This is a genomic window from Variovorax sp. DXTD-1, assembly GCF_003984625.1.
In the GTDB taxonomy this organism is placed as follows: Bacteria; Pseudomonadota; Gammaproteobacteria; order Burkholderiales; family Burkholderiaceae_C; genus Variovorax.
In genome coordinates, this window is the sequence record NZ_RWKH01000026.1 from 24,535 (window position 1) to 40,696 (window position 16,162).

18 protein-coding genes are annotated in these 16,162 nt (G+C 62.3%); 13 read left to right on the forward strand and 5 right to left on the reverse strand.

From position 1 onward, the window contains the following. The first annotated feature begins 42 nt into the window (after positions 1-42). The 9 genes from EJI00_RS21540 to EJI00_RS21580 all read left to right on the forward strand — a co-directional run bounded on the left by EJI00_RS21540 (position 43) and on the right by EJI00_RS21580 (position 6,492). Positions 43-882 (forward strand): hypothetical protein, encoded by an 840-nt coding sequence (locus EJI00_RS21540; protein ID WP_126749520.1) that lies wholly within the window; start codon positions 43-45, stop codon positions 880-882. A gap of 107 nt (positions 883-989) precedes the next feature. Further along, on the forward strand, positions 990-1,367 hold the full coding sequence (bamE, locus tag EJI00_RS21545) for an outer membrane protein assembly factor BamE (RefSeq protein WP_126749521.1): 378 nt from the start codon (positions 990-992) through the stop codon (positions 1,365-1,367). Positions 1,368-1,572: 205 nt separating this feature from the next. Beyond that, the gene (locus EJI00_RS21550; protein ID WP_126749522.1) at positions 1,573-1,968 is read left to right on the forward strand and encodes a hypothetical protein; all 396 of its coding nucleotides are present in this window, start codon (positions 1,573-1,575) and stop codon (positions 1,966-1,968) included. A 52-nt stretch (positions 1,969-2,020) separates the two neighbouring features. Then, positions 2,021-2,569: a hypothetical protein gene (locus tag EJI00_RS21555; protein ID WP_126749523.1), complete on the forward strand. Its 549-nt coding sequence runs from the start codon at positions 2,021-2,023 to the stop codon at positions 2,567-2,569. Then, positions 2,566-2,973: a hypothetical protein gene (locus EJI00_RS21560; protein ID WP_126749524.1), complete on the forward strand. Its 408-nt coding sequence runs from the start codon at positions 2,566-2,568 to the stop codon at positions 2,971-2,973. Before EJI00_RS21555 ends, EJI00_RS21560 begins: the two co-directional genes overlap by 4 nt. 122 nt (positions 2,974-3,095) lie before the next feature. After that, positions 3,096-3,527, forward strand: coding sequence for a hypothetical protein (locus EJI00_RS21565; RefSeq protein WP_126749525.1), 432 nt, complete (start codon positions 3,096-3,098; stop codon positions 3,525-3,527). Positions 3,528-4,088: 561 nt separating this feature from the next. Further along, a complete protein-coding gene (locus EJI00_RS21570) occupies positions 4,089-4,523 on the forward strand; it encodes a hypothetical protein (protein WP_126749526.1) in 435 nt (144 codons plus the stop codon). A 225-nt stretch (positions 4,524-4,748) separates the two neighbouring features. Beyond that, entirely contained in the window at positions 4,749-5,975 is a 1,227-nt protein-coding gene (locus tag EJI00_RS21575) for a toxin-antitoxin system YwqK family antitoxin (protein WP_126749527.1), read from the forward strand. 91 nt (positions 5,976-6,066) lie between these two features. Continuing rightward, positions 6,067-6,492 carry a hypothetical protein gene (locus EJI00_RS21580; RefSeq protein WP_126749528.1) on the forward strand — a complete coding sequence of 142 codons (426 nt, stop codon included), beginning with the start codon at positions 6,067-6,069 and terminating at the stop codon, positions 6,490-6,492. Between the two features lie 114 nt (positions 6,493-6,606). On the opposite strand, the gene EJI00_RS21585 is transcribed toward EJI00_RS21580, so the two are convergent. Then, positions 6,607-8,421 carry an ABC transporter ATP-binding protein gene (locus EJI00_RS21585; RefSeq protein WP_126749529.1) on the reverse strand — a complete coding sequence of 605 codons (1,815 nt, stop codon included), beginning with the start codon at positions 8,419-8,421 and terminating at the stop codon, positions 6,607-6,609. Positions 8,422-8,706: 285 nt separating this feature from the next. Here EJI00_RS21585 and EJI00_RS21590 point away from each other — a divergent pair, with 285 nt between their 5' ends. Beyond that, complete coding sequence (locus tag EJI00_RS21590; RefSeq protein ID WP_126749530.1) at positions 8,707-9,375, forward strand: hypothetical protein; 669 nt, start codon at positions 8,707-8,709, stop codon at positions 9,373-9,375. A 48-nt stretch (positions 9,376-9,423) separates the two neighbouring features. On the opposite strand, the gene EJI00_RS21595 is transcribed toward EJI00_RS21590, so the two are convergent. The 4 genes from EJI00_RS21595 to EJI00_RS21610 are packed head-to-tail and all read right to left on the reverse strand — an operon-like array spanning position 9,424 to position 12,811. Next, positions 9,424-10,230 carry a PPK2 family polyphosphate kinase gene (locus tag EJI00_RS21595; RefSeq protein WP_126749531.1) on the reverse strand — a complete coding sequence of 269 codons (807 nt, stop codon included), beginning with the start codon at positions 10,228-10,230 and terminating at the stop codon, positions 9,424-9,426. 45 nt (positions 10,231-10,275) lie between these two features. Continuing rightward, the gene (locus EJI00_RS21600; RefSeq protein WP_126749532.1) at positions 10,276-10,710 is read right to left on the reverse strand and encodes an RNA-binding S4 domain-containing protein; all 435 of its coding nucleotides are present in this window, start codon (positions 10,708-10,710) and stop codon (positions 10,276-10,278) included. A 2-nt stretch (positions 10,711-10,712) separates the two neighbouring features. Further along, positions 10,713-12,134, reverse strand: a complete 1,422-nt coding sequence (locus tag EJI00_RS21605) for a sensor histidine kinase (protein WP_126749533.1) — start codon at positions 12,132-12,134, stop codon at positions 10,713-10,715. Further along, the gene (locus EJI00_RS21610; RefSeq protein ID WP_126749534.1) at positions 12,131-12,811 is read right to left on the reverse strand and encodes a response regulator transcription factor; all 681 of its coding nucleotides are present in this window, start codon (positions 12,809-12,811) and stop codon (positions 12,131-12,133) included. Before EJI00_RS21610 ends, EJI00_RS21605 begins: the two co-directional genes overlap by 4 nt. Before the next feature lie 131 nt (positions 12,812-12,942). On the opposite strand from EJI00_RS21610, the gene EJI00_RS21615 reads away from it, so the two are divergent. From EJI00_RS21615 to EJI00_RS21625, 3 genes are all read left to right on the forward strand, one after another. Then, positions 12,943-13,902, forward strand: a complete 960-nt coding sequence (locus EJI00_RS21615) for a Bug family tripartite tricarboxylate transporter substrate binding protein (RefSeq protein ID WP_126749535.1) — start codon at positions 12,943-12,945, stop codon at positions 13,900-13,902. A 104-nt stretch (positions 13,903-14,006) separates the two neighbouring features. Beyond that, a complete protein-coding gene (locus tag EJI00_RS21620) occupies positions 14,007-14,543 on the forward strand; it encodes a tripartite tricarboxylate transporter TctB family protein (protein ID WP_126749536.1) in 537 nt (178 codons plus the stop codon). Between the two features lies 1 nt (position 14,544). After that, positions 14,545-16,062, forward strand: a complete 1,518-nt coding sequence (locus EJI00_RS21625; RefSeq protein WP_126749537.1) for a tripartite tricarboxylate transporter permease — start codon at positions 14,545-14,547, stop codon at positions 16,060-16,062. Positions 16,063-16,162 lie beyond the last annotated feature (100 nt).

Sequence of the window (16,162 nt, forward strand, 5' to 3'; positions counted from 1 at the left end):
TCGCCAGCTCCCGCTCCGGCCCCTGTCCCGGTGGTGCGCGCGATGATGTACGAACATCAGGCAAGCACCACCGGCGCCACCGCCGCCAAGTTCCTCGCACTGCTCAATGCCGAAGGCGCCAAGGGCTATCGCTACGTCAGCGACCTCGCCTATTCCACCGAGAACAACGTCACCAAGTCGCTTCTGATCAAGGACGCTGAAACCACCTACACCTACGAACTGCTGGAGGCAACGCCTGCCTCCGAGGCCGACTTCGTGCAGCAGGCCAATGCCCGAGGAGCCCGAGGATTCCAGTACATCGGCATCTACGCCCAGGGGCTCCTCTATCGCAAGAACAACTCGTCAGGGGCAACCTACAGCTACCTCACGAAGCCCAACCAGTTCCCCCGCACCAAGACGCGCGACTACTTTCTCGCGCAAGCCAACGAGCAGGGCGCCGACGGCTACCGCTACGTGCAGGAGTACCTGTTCGACAGCAGCGGCAACACCTCCGCCCTCTATGAGAAAAGCGCGCCCGGCGCCATCTACAGCTACGAAGTACCTGCTGGCACTCCGACCACGGGCGATGCATTCCTGGCCGAACTCAACGCCCAGGGCACGAAAGGTTTTCGGCTCCTGGAACCCTATTTGTTCGACGCCAGTTTTTCGACAGGCAACCACATCTACGTGAAGGACGCATCGCAGTCCACCACCTTCAGCTACCTGTTGCGCGACTACCTGCTACCCAGCGCCGAGATGCTCGCCCAGGCCAATGAAGAAGGTGCCAAAGGCAACGGGCTGCTCTTCGTAGTGCCGATCATGATTCCCGGCAAGAACATCTACTACACCCCTGCCAATTGCAGCGGTCCGTTGTGCGATGTGCACGCCCCGTTCATCAACTAGGCATTTGCTGGGGCGGCCAGTTGCTTTAATTTCGGTGGCCGCCGTTCATAAGTAAATTGATTTCGATAGTTTTTGGTATTTATGATTTTTTTAAAAGGAATGAGAGTATGAAAAAGATAGTGATTGGAGGAGTGATCTTTGTCGCTGCATTGTTGAGTGGGTGTGGCACTCTGGGCGGTAATACAGCGGTTGCCAATGCAACAACTCAGTCTTTAGAGCAACAGCTAAAAAAAGGCGTGACTACAACGGATGATGTTAAGCGCATATTTGGTTCTCCAAATAGCGTTCAAAATTATGCTGATGGGACGGAGTATTGGATCTACGATAGTGGAAGAAACAATCAAACAAGTGCCATTTTCAGCATGATTCCAGGCAGCAGTACCGTCGGTCGAGCAGAGGATATTGCTGGCACCAAATCAAAAAGTATGAGTATCTTCTTTGACTCTCGGAAGCGAGTGGTTCGCCACACATTAACGACGCGTTAACTAAAACGTTCGCGAAGCATCACGGTGAAGACGGGGTCTACCCTCTACCAGTTTCAGTAACCCGCTGTGCAATCTGCACGTCCCCTTTATCAACTAAGCATTTAATGCACTGGCCAGTTGTGCCAATTGCGATGATTGTGCGTAAAAAAGGCCAAGGTGTGCTGCACGCATCTTGGCCCGAACGCTTCAAATCATCAATAAAAAAATGAAAACACATTTCCTCCTTTCATCTCTGCTCGTCGGCGCCTTGAGCTTGACTGGTTGCATACATGCGGGCAGCCCCATTGGGGTGAATTTTCAGAATGGAAAGACGTATGAGCAGCTGGTCGCCGCCATGGGAAGAAATCCGACCAAGATCTATACCAACAAGGCTGGTAACAAGGTCGCGTCGTTTTTCTATTGTCGAAATTGGGAAGTATCGGGAACCTACGGCGGCGGTTATTTCACGCCGCCGTATGCAGAGGCTCGCATGTCGGAAAGCAGGTTCGAATTCAAGTCGGGGGTCGTCATCGATGCAAAACGCTTGGTGGGTGATCCAGTGAGAGGCTCGCCCAATACAGATCAATGCGGGCATTTCGACCACATCGATACGCAAGAATGATGTTGGAAGCAGGTGAGAGAAGACGGACAATTTCCTGCGCAAGAAATTATCAATGAAGATCCACAATTATCCGTATCGCCCGAAGCCGTTGCTCATGGCTTTTTCGGCTCTGCTATTTGGTCTTGCGGCGTACGGCCTGTGGGAGGCAGCCCAAACCAATGATCGCGGGCTTGTCATCAATAGGGTGTTTCGTTTTTCTTCTGGAGAAGCAACGATCATCTACTGGTGCCTGGCGGCGCTCGTTGCGGCACTCGCTGGCTCGGCAATCGCAGCGCTCCTGCGGGGCCAATTTTTCCCCCAGCGCGTCACGCTGACGGAAAATGAGCTTGTGGCGCCCCGTTCGGCGTTCTCCAAGGAGCCCACTCTTTTGAGGCTCTTCGACATCCAGCACATGTCCATCTGGGTGCTCCGGAAGAAGCGCTCCCTCAAGATCGTCCACTTCCAGGGGGAACTCGCCATTCATGAGTCATGGCTCCCCAGCGCGGCTGATTTCGATGAGCTATGTCACGAAATAGAAATTCGTCACTCCGAGATTGTGATTGCAACTCGCCAGAGGATGCAGGCCGAAGCCGCTAGACGCGAATCAGGTGTCCTGCAGTGAGGCGCTATCTTCTTGTTGCAGCAGCAATACTGAGTGCACTGACGACGAGCGCTGCAGCCGAATCAATTCCTGCGGAGCTTGTTGGTGTCTGGGCCAACGATGGTGCGGTCTTGAAGGGTTCACTCTTGTTCGAGGGACAAGCGCTTTACTTGGGCGCAGATGGGATTGGCGCATTGGTTGGCGGCCCGCCGCCAATCGGGATGAAGATACAAGCCGTGTTCGACACGGCCACAAACAGAATCAATTTCGATCTCATCGAGAACGAAAAAGTAATTGGCCATGGGCGTGCCATCTATGACCCTAATCGGAAGACCATTGGCTCCGGCGACGGCAGAAATGGGCTGTTATGGCGTCGCTCTAGAGAATTGACCAGGGAGATAAAAAATTCCCTGGGGCTTCATTGAAAGCCCAACGCTGAAAGCGTAGGGATTTTGGCCGCCTTCTCTCGCTGTCTATTTTTTCGAAAGTAGAGCGCGCCGCTCAAATTCGATTTAAACCACAAGATCCATCGAGACACAAAATCCAAATGAAATCCGCCCTGCCTCAGGAGCCGGCTCCTTCCATCGAGTCGCCCGCATCGCGACCCATTCCCGTCTGGCTGGGCCGCTACGCAGCTTGGGGAATGCCACTTGCCTACATCTTGATTGTCGCTCTCGCTGCGATCGGATTGAAGGTGCCTGCAATTGCGTTCAAGGTCTTCCTTGGAGGCGGAGCGTTCTGGCAACTGCGCGTGCTCCTGAAAAAGGAACCAGGGAATCGATATTTTTTGATTGCACGCAAGGTCGTTGGCATCCAACTGGGACTGATGCTCTGTGTCGAAGTTCTGAGCGGGGTTGCGGTTTTTGCGTTGCCATCGGCGATGTGGCCGATGGCGGGCGGGGCTTCGGTATTTGTGGGCTTCATCCTCCACATTCTGGTCGCCATCTGGGGCTCGTTCCGGTTGAGAGCCGTGGGCTGATGATCGTTTGCCTTGCCCCTGTTGCCCTCTGAAATCGCGAGGTAACTCCATGCCCCGGGTACGACGCATTGTTTTGACGCTTGCTTGGTTGCTTTGCTTGCCAGGCCTCTTTGGCTACTTCATGCTTTCGTTCGGTGCGCTGGCTACCCTTGGCGAGGGAGGGGAGATCGACGCGAAAGACATTCCTGTACACATCCTTGTCTACGCATCGTTCGTTTGCGGTTGGGTTGGATGGGGATGTTTGCTGGAAATGAGTGCGGCATAGGTGACTGATCGGCGACTACCACGTGCTTGGCCCATCGTCGGAACGGTTGCCGCTTTGATCGGCCTCTTGCCGCTGGTTCAGGGACTCCCCCTGCCAGCCGTTCTCGTGTCGCCGGGCATCCTGCTGGCAAGCTACCTGAGTTATTGGCATGTCCGCAAGCCAAACCGCCTTGCACCCCCTCCCTCACGCGACTAGCCGTTCCACCGAGAGGTCGAGGCATCTTTCTCGATGCCCGCGATGCCGTCGGTTGTCGCAGGTGTCAAGCACCAGTGTGTTCTTGTTGCAGGAGTGTTGAGATGCGATCCACTGCCGCGAATGTTTGCCGGCTTCTGGCCGTTGTCCTCTACCTGTCCTCGCTCGTACTGACGCCGTATCACACGAGGGAGCCGGAAATGGAAATGCGGGGGATTCTTGTACTGCTTGTGGGGTGGGCTGTGATTCCCGATACACACGTCTGTGCCTGGATCGCCAATCCGATGGCCATCTTCTGCTTTGTCTGGATGAAAAAGTCTCCTGTGTTGTGCGTGGGCCTCGCTCTGGCGGCACTCGCGCTCGCACACGACTTCAGAAGCGTCGAGACCCTGGGCTTCGATTCGGGCAGAGACATGGACGCGGGAACGGTGGTGGGATTCGGGGCCGGCAGCTATGTGTGGCTGTCCAGTCTGCTCCTGACGCTGATCGCTTCGATCATGAGCTTCATCACTCGCCCGACGATGAAACGCGGTGCGTAGCTGCGACCGGTGGGCTGCATCGAACCGTGCAAGAACTCACGTTTGCAATCTCTGCATCCAAGGTTGTGAATTTTCGATAGGGGGTTGTGACCTTCGGCATATGGCAGGCCGAGGTCGCCAGACCTAACCTCGCGCCCAACAAACTTGCTGGTGCCCATTTCCGCGCAATTGAAGCGGGGCGGGCCGCTGCCTGTGAGATCTTTTCAACATGAAGGAATAACTGAAATGCCCCGTCGATTGGGACCGGCTCGCCGACTGATTCCCCTGCAGGCCTTGCCTGCGCTCGCGCTGTTGTGCGCCCATGTATCGCTTCACCCCGCTTGGGCGGCCGACGGCGTTCCGGCGGCGGAGAAATACGGCTATCGCTGCCTCTATTCGCGCCATATCACCCAAGACCCGTCTAACTGCGTGGTGGGGTACTTCGACAAGAACGGCGTGCGCATCAGCGAAGAGATCACGGAGCGCAACCTTGCGCAAGTCGAGTACTACCGTGTATTGCTGGACAAGGATGCATCCGGAAGGCTCCAGATTGCTTCCTACTACCCCGGGGGAGAAAAGAAGGTGGATGCACTGGCTATCGGCAAGTCGGAGAACATGCTGAGCGAGTCCAATGTGGAAAACCTGGGTGCAGATGGCGTTTACCGAGGCTTTCATGCCAACGGAAAAGCCAAGGAGCTCAGCTCGTTTCGCCAAGGCCGGCTCGTCGGTTCTTCCACCACGTGGTACCCCGACGGCCAGATGCAGTTCAACGCCGACTATTTCGAAGGCGAATTCAATGGACGGGCGGTCACGTACTTTCCCTCCGGCCAGATGGATCAGGAGTCGTACTACGCATTTGGAAAACTCAACGGCGCGGTCAATGCATGGCATGACAACGGGGTGAAGAAGACCGAGGCCCACTACGACAACGGAAAGTCGGTTGGAGATTTCACCACCTGGTATCCGAACGGCAAGAAGCAGTCGCACAGCCAGCGCCTTTTGGGCGCCCTGGATGGCACCTACACCGAGTGGTATGACAACGGCCAGAAGAAGCTGCAGCAGCACTATGTTCGCGGTGTGAGGTCAGGTGAGAAGACACAGTGGTATGCCAATGGCCAACGCATGGAGGCGCTGAATTTCGTGCAGGGCGAGTTGGATGGCTTGTGGCAGTCCTGGTATGACAACGGCCAGATCAAGGGTGAGCGTCAGTACAAGAGCGGCCAGAGAACCGGTCCGTTCACGCATTGGTACTGGAACGGAAAGAAGAAGATCTCGGGTCAGTACGTGAACGGCAAGCTCGACGGCGTGATTACGGCGTACGGGCTTGATGGCACGTCCATCGAACGGGTCTATGAGCTTGGCGTGCAGCGCACCACCACCCGCAACGATGAAGACGCACGGCCCGCGACGTCTCCGCGTAGCGATGAAGATAGTTCCGCCGCATTGCCGGCATCGGAGCCGGAAGTGAAGTGAAAGCTCGAACGAGCCGAAAGGACTCGCGGGGCTAACCAAGTTCGTGCGCCTGCTTCCGGCGCACCCTTATCTAAAACACAGATTGAACCAAATGACGACCATCACCAGACCTACCCTCCTTATCAAGTTTCTATTGGCCAGCGCTGTCGCGCTCGGGCTCTCGGCTTGCGCCGGCAACTCCCAAGGCAGCAGCGCCCCGACCGACCAACCACCGCAGCGTGCAACGCCCACCTCGCAGGCCGCGAGCGATGCGGATGGCATGCTGAAAAAGCGTGCAGGGCAGACCTTGGGCGTCAGCCCTTCGCAAGTGACCATCAGCGACGTCGAGCGGGAGGGAGGCTTGAATGGGCGGATCAATTTCACGGCCCATGTGGGGCGTGCGCGATACGGTTGCTATGTCACCTCCGGCATCGGCGGCACCTCGGACGCCATCTGCACCCGCCCCGGTGGTGGAGGGATGGTCAACAAGAGCAACAACCCGCTGCTCAACGAAGCCAACAAACTAAACAAGAAGTAAAACCAATCGTGGACCAAGAATGCCAGCCGTTGATACGGGAGGAGAGCTGGCCCCGGAATCTGACAGATTGCCCGGTATCCATGACACTTTGAAACGCACCTTCGGGTGCGTTTTTCATTGGGAAGTCTCTTCTGCCTCCCCGGGCGCAACCATCCGCTGCAGCAAGGGCTGGCGCTTCAACACCGCATCGCGCGGCCCGGCGTCGAGCACTCTGCCGGCTTCCATCACAACCACGGTGTCGAAGCGGTCGAGCAGGCTCAGCCGATGGATCGATGCGACCACGCAGGCACGGGGGAATGCGTCGGCAATTCGCTCCAGCACGCGAGATTCGGTGCCGGCGTCCAGCGCGCTGGTGGGTTCGTCGAGCAGCAGCAGCGAGCTGCCCTGCGCCGCGAGCACGCCACGCGCCAGGCAGAGGCGTTGGCGCTGACCGCCCGAGAGGTTGAACCCGCGCTCGGACACGGGCGTGTCCAGGTCTCCGTTGGTCGCCTTGAGCACTTCGTCGAACGCGCTGGCGTGCAGCGCGGCGTGCAATGACTCATCGGTGAACGGCCGGCCGAACGAAAGGTTCTCGCGCACGCTGGCTTCGAACACTTCGGTTTCCTGTGGAATCAGTGTGGCGATGCGGCGCAGTTGCGTCCAATCCGACTGTTGCCCGTCGATGGCGAGCGTGCCTCCGTGCGGCGCGTACAGGCCTGCCAGCACGCGAAGCAAGGTGCTCTTGCCACCACCGCTCGGGCCGACCAGGGCGATGCGCTCCCCGCGCCGAAGGGTCAGCGCGACGGCCTTGAGTCCACCGCGTACTGGCTCTTCGTCGGCCACCGACGCCGGGCCGCGCAGCGCGTAGTTCCACTGCAATCCGTCGACCTGCAGCGTCGCCCACGCCGCATCGGGCGCGATGCGCTCGTGCTCGGGGACTTCATCGGGTGGTGTTTCTGCGGCGCTGCTCTTCGGCGCCTGCCAGATGGGCCCGGCGCTGCTGTAGTCGGTGTGCATGCGCGCAAAGAACGAGAAGTTGGCGGCAACCGATGTCACCACGCCAGCCGCCTGCTGTGCGTACTGGTAGATCATGAACACCGCGCCCAGCATCACCGCCTGCCCTGGGGTACGTGCCTGCCACACATAGATCACCACAAGGCCCCAGGTCAGCGCCAGGCCCATCAGGTCGACGGCAAACCACTTGCCTTCATTCAACACGACGGTGCGCTTGAGCGGCAGCGAGATCGCCGCCATGCGGCGGCGCAACAGCAGGCGCGAGGCGCCCTGCAGGCGCAGCCCGATGACGGTCGAGGCATTGCCCAGAAAGTCGAGCAGGGCGGACACATAGCGCCGGTCGGCGTCGTTCTCGGCGCGGGCCAGGCGCATCAGCGCCTTGTCGATCTGCAGGATGACGATGGCGACGAGCACATAGCCGCCCAAGGCGGTGAGCCCGCTGGTGCGCGAGAGCAGCGCGAGGGCGACCAGCGGCCCGACGAAGTTGACGGCGTTCGTGAGCCAGATGAACTGGTTCTGCGCAAAATCCGACAGCGCCCGGCTGGCCTGGTGCACGCGATGCTGCAGCTCACCCGAATGGTGGCTGTCGTGCCAGACCAGCGGCGCGGCGGCAATGCGGGCATAGAGCCGGTCGGCCAGCGCCTCGCGCACCGTCACGCCCACGTTGCGCTCGAGGATGCGGCCCGGCCCGTGCAGGGCCCACGCGCCGATGTAGACGCCGGCCAGCGTGGCAATCCAGCGGCCGGCTGCGCCGAATTCGTTGCGCTGCAGCGCGTTGATCGCCTGGCCCGCCAGATAGGGCAGGGTGAGCCGGATCAGCTGTGAAACGCCGAGCAGCGCAGTGGCGCCCACCAACTGCCCGCGGGCACCCGCGGCAAAGTGCCAGAGCGCTGCATAGAGTTCGCGGATTGCGTTGCCGGGGTTCGTTGTCTTCATGCGTGGCGCCGCTTCCTTCAAGAGGCCTGTCGGTTCGTGCTGGCATATCGTGGCACGGCTGAAAGCGCCATGAAGCGCGCCGAGCAAAAGGTTTTCCAAAGTATTCAAATTCGCTGCGTCGCCACTTGCGAGCGGGCGCATTGATCTGCCTAGATCAGAAACGAGCGTAAATAAATATCGTCCAACCACCCGAGCCGTAGCAGCTTTGCGACAAAACTGTGGCAAAAGTAACCATCTGTATGGTTAAATCGCCCGAACTATCGCGAAGAGGACGAGGGAATCTCCATGAAGCTGCTGCTGAGCGTCGTGTGCGCCGTTGTTGCATTGGCCGGGTGCGTCAGCACGCCGCCGACACCGACGGCGCCTGGAACAGGGTCGGGGCTTTCCTATGTGCCCATGGTGGCCATGCAAGGCGTCGACAAGGCCCGGTACGACAGCGACGTGGCCGATTGCCGCACCGCGGCGACCCGCATCACTGCACGCAGCGAAACGGGCGACGCCATGTGGCTGGCGCTGGGCCTGGGCCTGATCACCGTGCACGGCCAGGGCATCGTCGCCGCTGCAGCTCAAGGGGGCATCGCGGCCGCCATCATCGACATGTCGTACCGCCCTGATGCGGAGGTGATCGCCGAGCACCAGCAGACGGCCATCGTGCACTGCATGGCAAAGCGCGGCTACCGCAATCTCGACCCGAACGTGCGCGACACGTTCTACGGCCATTCCTTCAATCCCGAAGTTGTGCTGGCGCCGCGCCGCACCGGCGTGGACACCTACAACGCCGAAGTCGTCGCCAAGGCCAGGCAGTGCAGCATCCAGCCGCGGGCAGAGCTGACTGCAAAGGGCCCGGGCTACGAGGCGTACAGCGTGCCGTGCTCGAACGGCGCGCCGTTGGCCGTGCGCTGCGAATTCGGCAAGTGCCGCGCGCTAAGCCAGTCGGCCGTTCGCAGGTCCTGACTCCCGAGGATGCCGGCGCCGCGTGCGCCGACGACCTGCGCCCGCCGATCACTTGATGATCATTCCCTTCAGCGCCGGATCCGCGGGCGGCGCCTTGAGCTTCATTTCGCGCAGGGTCTTCATGAGCAGCTTGGCAATCATGAGATTGCGGTGCCGCTTGTGGTTGGCAGGTATCACGTACCAGGGCGCGTGTTCCGTCGAAGTGGCGCGCAGCGCCTTGTCGTAGGCCTGCTGGTAGGCGCTCCACTTGGTGCGCACCTCGAGGTCGCCCATGCTGAACTTCCATTGCTTGCCGGGCGTATCGATACGGGCCTGGAGCCGTTCGCGCTGTTCGTCCTTGTCGATGTGCAGCATGCACTTGACGACGACCGTGCCCGTTTCAACCAGCAGGCGCTCGAAATCATTGATCTGCGCATAGCGCCGCCTGGTCTCGGCCTTGTCGATCCAGCCTTCGACCGCCGGCACCAGAACGTCTTCGTAATGGCTGCGGTTCCATACCGCGATTTCTCCCGTGCGCGGCACGACCGCGTGGCAGCGCCAGAGGTAGTCGCGCGCGCGTTCATCGTCGCTGGGCGCCTTGAAGGCCGTCACGCGAACGCCCAGCGGCGAGGTGCGTGAAAAGACCCAGCGCACCGTGCCGTCCTTGCCGCTGGTGTCCATGCCTTGCAGCACCAGCAGAACCTTGCGGCGGCCTTCGGCATGCAGCAGGTCCTGCATTTCGTCGAGTTCGCCCGCCAGCTCGTCTATTTCGGCGATTTGCGCGGCTTCGTTGCCCTCGAGAAACGGCGTTTCGCCGGGACTCACCTGCGAGAGTTGGAAACTGCTGCCGACGCGGTATTTTTTAAGGCTGGCCATGAACCGGAGCTCCGTGCAAAAACACGCAGCGTACGCGATCGGCGGTCAGCGGTCGGACTCATCCGGATCGATGGACGCGCTCCAGCGGTTGTCCCAGTCGGCGTGCCGCGCCGCGCCGTCGAGCTCCCGGCGGTCGCGCTTGGTCGGCCGGCCCTGCTCGATGGCCAGTGCCGGCTCGCTGCCCATGCGGCGCTGTTCGCGCGCGGCGGCCTGCGCGGCAATGCTCTCCGCCGTCTCTTCATAGAGCTGCTGCGCCACTGGCGCTGGCCCGCGCTGACCGCTCAGGCCGCGCACCAGCACAGTCCGCGTGACGGCGCCCAGGCGAATGGCCACGGTGTCGCCCGCCTTGACCTCGCGGGACGCCTTGGCGACGTCGCCATTCACCTGCACCCGGTTCTTGCCGATCTCTTCCGCGGCCAGCGACCGCGTCTTGAAGAAGCGGGCGGCCCAAAGCCATTTGTCGATGCGCAAGCGATCCATATTCAGGAATTGTGGTGGTAGACAGGGAGCCGCACGACAGCGTCGAGCCCGACCACCTGTGCGGAATTTTCCTGCACGCCGCGGTTGTCGAGGTTGATGCGCCCGCCGAGCGCCAGCACGATTTCGCGGCAGATGGCCAGGCCCAGCCCGGAGCCGCTGCCGGTGTCGCCGGCGGAAAAGGGCGCAAACAGGCGCTGGCGAAGCTCGGCTGAAATGCCGGGGCCTTCGTCGCGCACCGTCAGCACTGCTTCGCCGCCGGTGGACTGAACCATGACCGACAAGGCGCCGCCCCGGGGGCTCTGCTTGATGGCGTTGTGCAGCAGGTTGCGTGTGAGCTCCTGCAGCATCCAGCGGTGTGCGCGCACCGTCACGGGCTGGTCCACGGCCAGTTCGAAGTCCAGCGCCTTGTCTGCGATGAGCGGCGAGAGGTCCAGCGCAATCTGCCGCACCACTTCGCCGAGCTCGAGAGGAACCGACTCCGGCTGTTGGCGCAATTGCTCCACCTTGGCGAGCGAAAGCATCTGGTTGGCGAGCGTCGTGGCGCGCTCCACGGTCTGGCTGATCTCCCTCAGCGCCTGTTCGGGCGCCACGTCGCCGCGCCGTGCCGATTGCACCTGCGCCTTCAGTACCGCCAGCGGCGTGCGCAACTGATGAGCGCTGTCGCGCACAAAGCGCTTCTGGTGGTCGAGCAAGCGCTGCAGCCGGCCCATGACCTCGGTGGTGGCGTCGACCAGCGGGCGCAGTTCTCGCGGCGCATCGGGCGCATCGATGGGCGAGAGGTCGTCGGCCGCCCGTTTCTCAATGGCCTCGCCGAGCTCGCGCACAGGCCGCGTGGCGCGCTGCACCACAAGCACGGTGACCAGCGCGGTCACGCCCATCAGCAGCAACTGGCGCCACAGCATGTCGGTAAGCAGCTTGCGCACCAGCGTCTCGCGCAGCTCGAGGGTCTCGGCCACCTGCACCACGGCCATGCCGCGGCCCTTGGCGCTGGCAACGGGTTGCAGCAACACGGCCACGCGCACCGGCTGGCCGCGAAAGCGCGCGTCGTAGAAGTCGACCAGCGCCGAATAGGCCCCGCGGTCAGGAATCTGGCCGCGCCAGAACGGCAGTTCGGCAAAGCCCGAAACCATTTCCCCGTCGAGCGCGGAAACCCGGTAGAAAAGCCGGCTGCGGTTGTCGGCCTCGAAGGCTTCGAGCGCGGAATAGGGAACGATGGCGCGCAGTCGCGCCGCTTCGTCGTAGCCTTCCACGTCGAGCTGCTCGCCAATGGTCTTGGCCGAGGCGAGCAGGGTGCGGTCGTAGGCCGTGGTGGCCGCGGCCAGGCTCTGCCGGTACAGGCTCACGCTGTTGATCACGATGAACAGCGCCACCGGCGCGAGAATGCCGAACAGCAGCCTCGCGCGCAGCGACAAGGCCTTCTTCATGGTTCGGCGCGCAGCAGGTAGCCCAGTCCGCGCAGCGTCATCAGCGCCGCGCCGGTGCCCGCCAGCTTTTTGCGAAGTCGATACACCACCACTTCCACGGCTTCGTACTGCACATCGGTTTCGCCGGGGAACACCAGTTCGAACAGGCGCTCCTTGCTCACGGCGTGGCCCGGCTTCATCATCAGTGCCTTGAGCAGCGCCAGCTCGCGCGGCGTCAGTTCCAGGATCCCGCCGCGGTGGTAGACCGCGCCGCTTTCGGGCTCGAAGCGCAGGCCGCCCACCTCCTGGGGGTTCAGGCCAACGTCGGGGCCGGCATTCTGGTGGCGCCGGCGCAGCGCCCGGATGCGCGCTTCGAGTTCGTCGAGGTCGAAGGGCTTGGGCAGGTAGTCGTCGGCCCCGGCATTCAGGCCCATGATGCGGTCGCCCACGGTGCCGCGGGCGGTCAGCAGCAGCACGGGCGTGCGCAGCCCTGCAGCGCGGGCCTGGGCCAGCACCTGGAGGCCGTCCAGGTTGGGCAGGCTCAGGTCGAGCGCCACCACATCGGGCTCCAGCTCGCGCCATTGCTCGACGGCCAGGGCGCCGTCGCCGCAGATGCGCACGTCGATCTTGCTGCGGGCGAGGGCGCGCTGCAGGGTGACCTGCATCGAGGGATCGTCTTCGACCAGCAGCAGCTTCATGGGGGGTGTGTGGCGGGGGAATGGTACTTCGGTGTTTTCCCCAGTCCGGCGGACAGCCAACTGACAGCGGGGCGGCGCATGATAGCGGCTCAGGTCCAAGTCAGGTTTTCTTTAGTTCTCAGGAGACAACGATGCGTCGCGACACCTTTTTGAAGTCATTGGCCGCGCTGGCCGCCGCCGGGGCCCTGCCGTTGTCGGCGCGCGCCGCTGCCAACGTCAAGATGATGATTCCAGCCAACCCGGGCGGTGGCTGGGACACCACGGGCCGCGCGCTGGGCAAGGCACTGACCGACGCCAAGCTGGCCGACACGGTCACCTATGACAACAAGGGCGGCGCCGCCGGGGCCCTGGGCCTGGCCCAGTTCGTGAACGGCTCCAAGGGCGACCCGAACGCGCTCATGGTGATGGGCTCCGTCATGCTCGGCGGCATCATCACCGGCAAGCCGCCGGTCAACCTGTCGCAAGCCACGCCGCTGGTCCGCACCACCACCGAATACAACGTGTTCGTGCTGCCGGCCAACTCGCCCTTCAAGACCATGAAGGACGTGGTCGAGCAGCTCAAGAAAGACCCGGGCAGCGTGAAGTGGGGCGGCGGTTCGCGCGGCTCGACCGAGCACATTGCAGCGGCCATGATCGCGCAGAAGGTCGGCGCCGATCCGTCCAAGATCAACTACGTGGCCTTCCGCGGAGGCGGTGAGGCCACCGCTGCCATCCTGGGCGGCAACGTCACCGTGGGCGGCAGCGGCTACAGCGAATTCGCCGAGTACATTGCCGCCGGCAAGATGAGGGCCATTGCCGTCACCTCCGCCCAGCGCCTGCCGGGCATCAACGTGCCCACGCTCAAGGAGCAGGGCATCGACGTCGAAATCGGCAACTGGCGCGGCGTGTATGGCGCCCCCGGCATTACCGCCGAACAGCGCAAGGCGCTGACCGACATGGTGCTGGCCGCCCTCAAGAGCCCGTCGTGGGCCGAGTCGCTCAAGAAGAACGACTGGACGCCGGCCGTGCTGTCGGGCGAGGCTTTCGCCAAGTTCGTCGACGACGACTTCGCCAGCCTGCGCGCCATCATGGCCAAGTCCGGAATGATCTGAATTTAGCTCGCCCCCAGTCTTCGCGCACTTCGGAGATTGGGGGCTCTTTCGATAGTGGGGCCCTTCAACGGGCCCCATTCCTTTCCCTGACTGTGGGAGAAAAAATGACAACTCCAGAATCCTCGGTCTCGCCGCAACCCGCGGCCACGTGGCCGCAAACCCTGGTCGGGGCGGGTGTGCTGCTGACCGGCCTGGCGCTGGGTTTCGGCGCAATCGGCATTTCTTCAGAAGCCGGCTACGGCGGCGTCGGCCCCAATTTTCTGCCTTGGCTGGTGTCGGGCGTGCTCACCTTGTGCGGCGCCTGGATTCTCTGGGAAGCACGCACCGGCGGCTTTCGTGAACTCGACGCACCCTCGGGCGCCGAGCATGCTTACTGGCCGGGTTTCGTCTGGGTATCGGCCGGCCTGCTGCTCAACGCAGCGCTGATCACCACGCTCGGCTTCATCCTGAGTTGCATGCTGTGCTACCTGCTCGCCGTGCAGGGCCTGCGCCGCGCGAGCGGCCAGCCTTCGGCCAGCTCGCCGCGCACCTGGTCCATCGATCTGCTGACGGGCGCGCTCATCTCGGCCCCCGTGTTCTGGATGTTCACCAAGTTCCTGGCCATCAATCTGCCGGGCCTCACGACCACAGGCTGGCTCTGACATGGAAATCTTCAACGCACTCATGGCGGGTTTCGCCGCGGCGATCACTCCCGTCAATCTGCTCTGGTGTCTGGTGGGCTGTGCATTGGGCACAGCCGTCGGCGTGCTGCCTGGCATCGGCCCGGCCGTTGCGGTGGCCATGCTGCTGCCCATTACCGGCAAGGTCGACATCACGGCCTCGATGATCTTCTTCTCGGGCATCTACTACGGCGCCATGTACGGCGGCTCGACCACGTCGATCCTGCTCAACACGCCGGGTGAAACGGCCAGCATGGTCACCGCGATGGAAGGCAACAAGATGGCCAAGAGCGGCCGTGCGGGCGCTGCGCTTGCCACCGCCGCCATCGGCTCCTTCGTGGCCGGCACCATCGCCACCGTCATCGTCACTTTGTTTGCGCCGTTTGTCGCCGAGTTCGCGGTCAAGCTCGGCCCGCCCGAGTATTTCCTGCTGATGCTGCTGGCCTTCACCACGGTGAGTGCGGTGCTCGGCAAGAGCACGCTGCGCGGCATGACAGCGCTGTTCGTCGGATTGGCGGCGGGCTGCATCGGCCTCGACCAGATCTCGGGCCAGGGCCGCTACACCGGCGGCGTTCCCGAACTGCTCGACGGCATCGAGATCGTGCTCGTGGCAGTGGGCCTCTTCGCGGTGGCCGAGGTGCTGTATGCCGTGCTTTACGAGGGCAGGGTGGTCGAGGGCCAGAACAAGCTGACCCGCGTGCACATGACAGCGCGCGACTGGAAGCGTTCGATTCCCGCATGGCTGCGCGGCACCGCCATCGGCACGCCGTTCGGCTGCATTCCGGCCGGCGGCACCGAGATTCCGACGTTCCTGAGCTACGCGACGGAAAAGAAGCTGGCCAAGGACGCGGACGCGAAGGCCGAGTTCGGCACCAAGGGCGCCATCGAAGGCGTGGCCGGCCCCGAAGCCGCCAACAACGCCACGGTGACCGCGGCGTTGATTCCGCTGCTCACGTTGGGCATTCCGACGTCGAACACCACGGCCATCTTGCTCGGCGCATTCCAGAACTACGGCATTCAGCCTGGGCCGCAGTTGTTTACGACCTCCGCCGCATTGGTCTGGGCGCTGATCGCCTCGCTCTACATCGGCAACGTGATGCTGCTGGTGCTGAACCTGCCGATGGTCGGCCTGTGGGTCAAGCTGCTGAAGATTCCCAAGCCGCAGCTCTACGCGGGCATCCTGATCTTCGCAACGGTGGGTGCCTACGGCATGCGCCAGAGCGCGTTCGACCTGTTCCTGCTCTACGGCATCGGCCTGCTCGGCGTGGTGATGCGCCGCTTCGACTTTCCAACCGCTCCGGTGGTGGTTGGCATGATCCTCGGGCCGCTTGCGGAAGCGCAGTTGCGCAATGCCATGTCGATTGGCGAAGGCAGCGCTTCGGTGTTCTTTCAGCGGCCGATGTCGATCACGCTGGTGGTCATCATCGTGGCGGTGCTGGTGTTGCCGCGCGTTGCCAAGCGGATGAGCGATCGAAAGCTGGCACGGTTGGCGGCCCAGTAATTTTTCTCGGGCGCGGGGGCGTGAATAGTCCCCGTGGCGCTTCGGGGTGCGCACCCGCCGACGGGGTACCTTTCTCCGCGAATGTCCCCCGCCTTCGGCT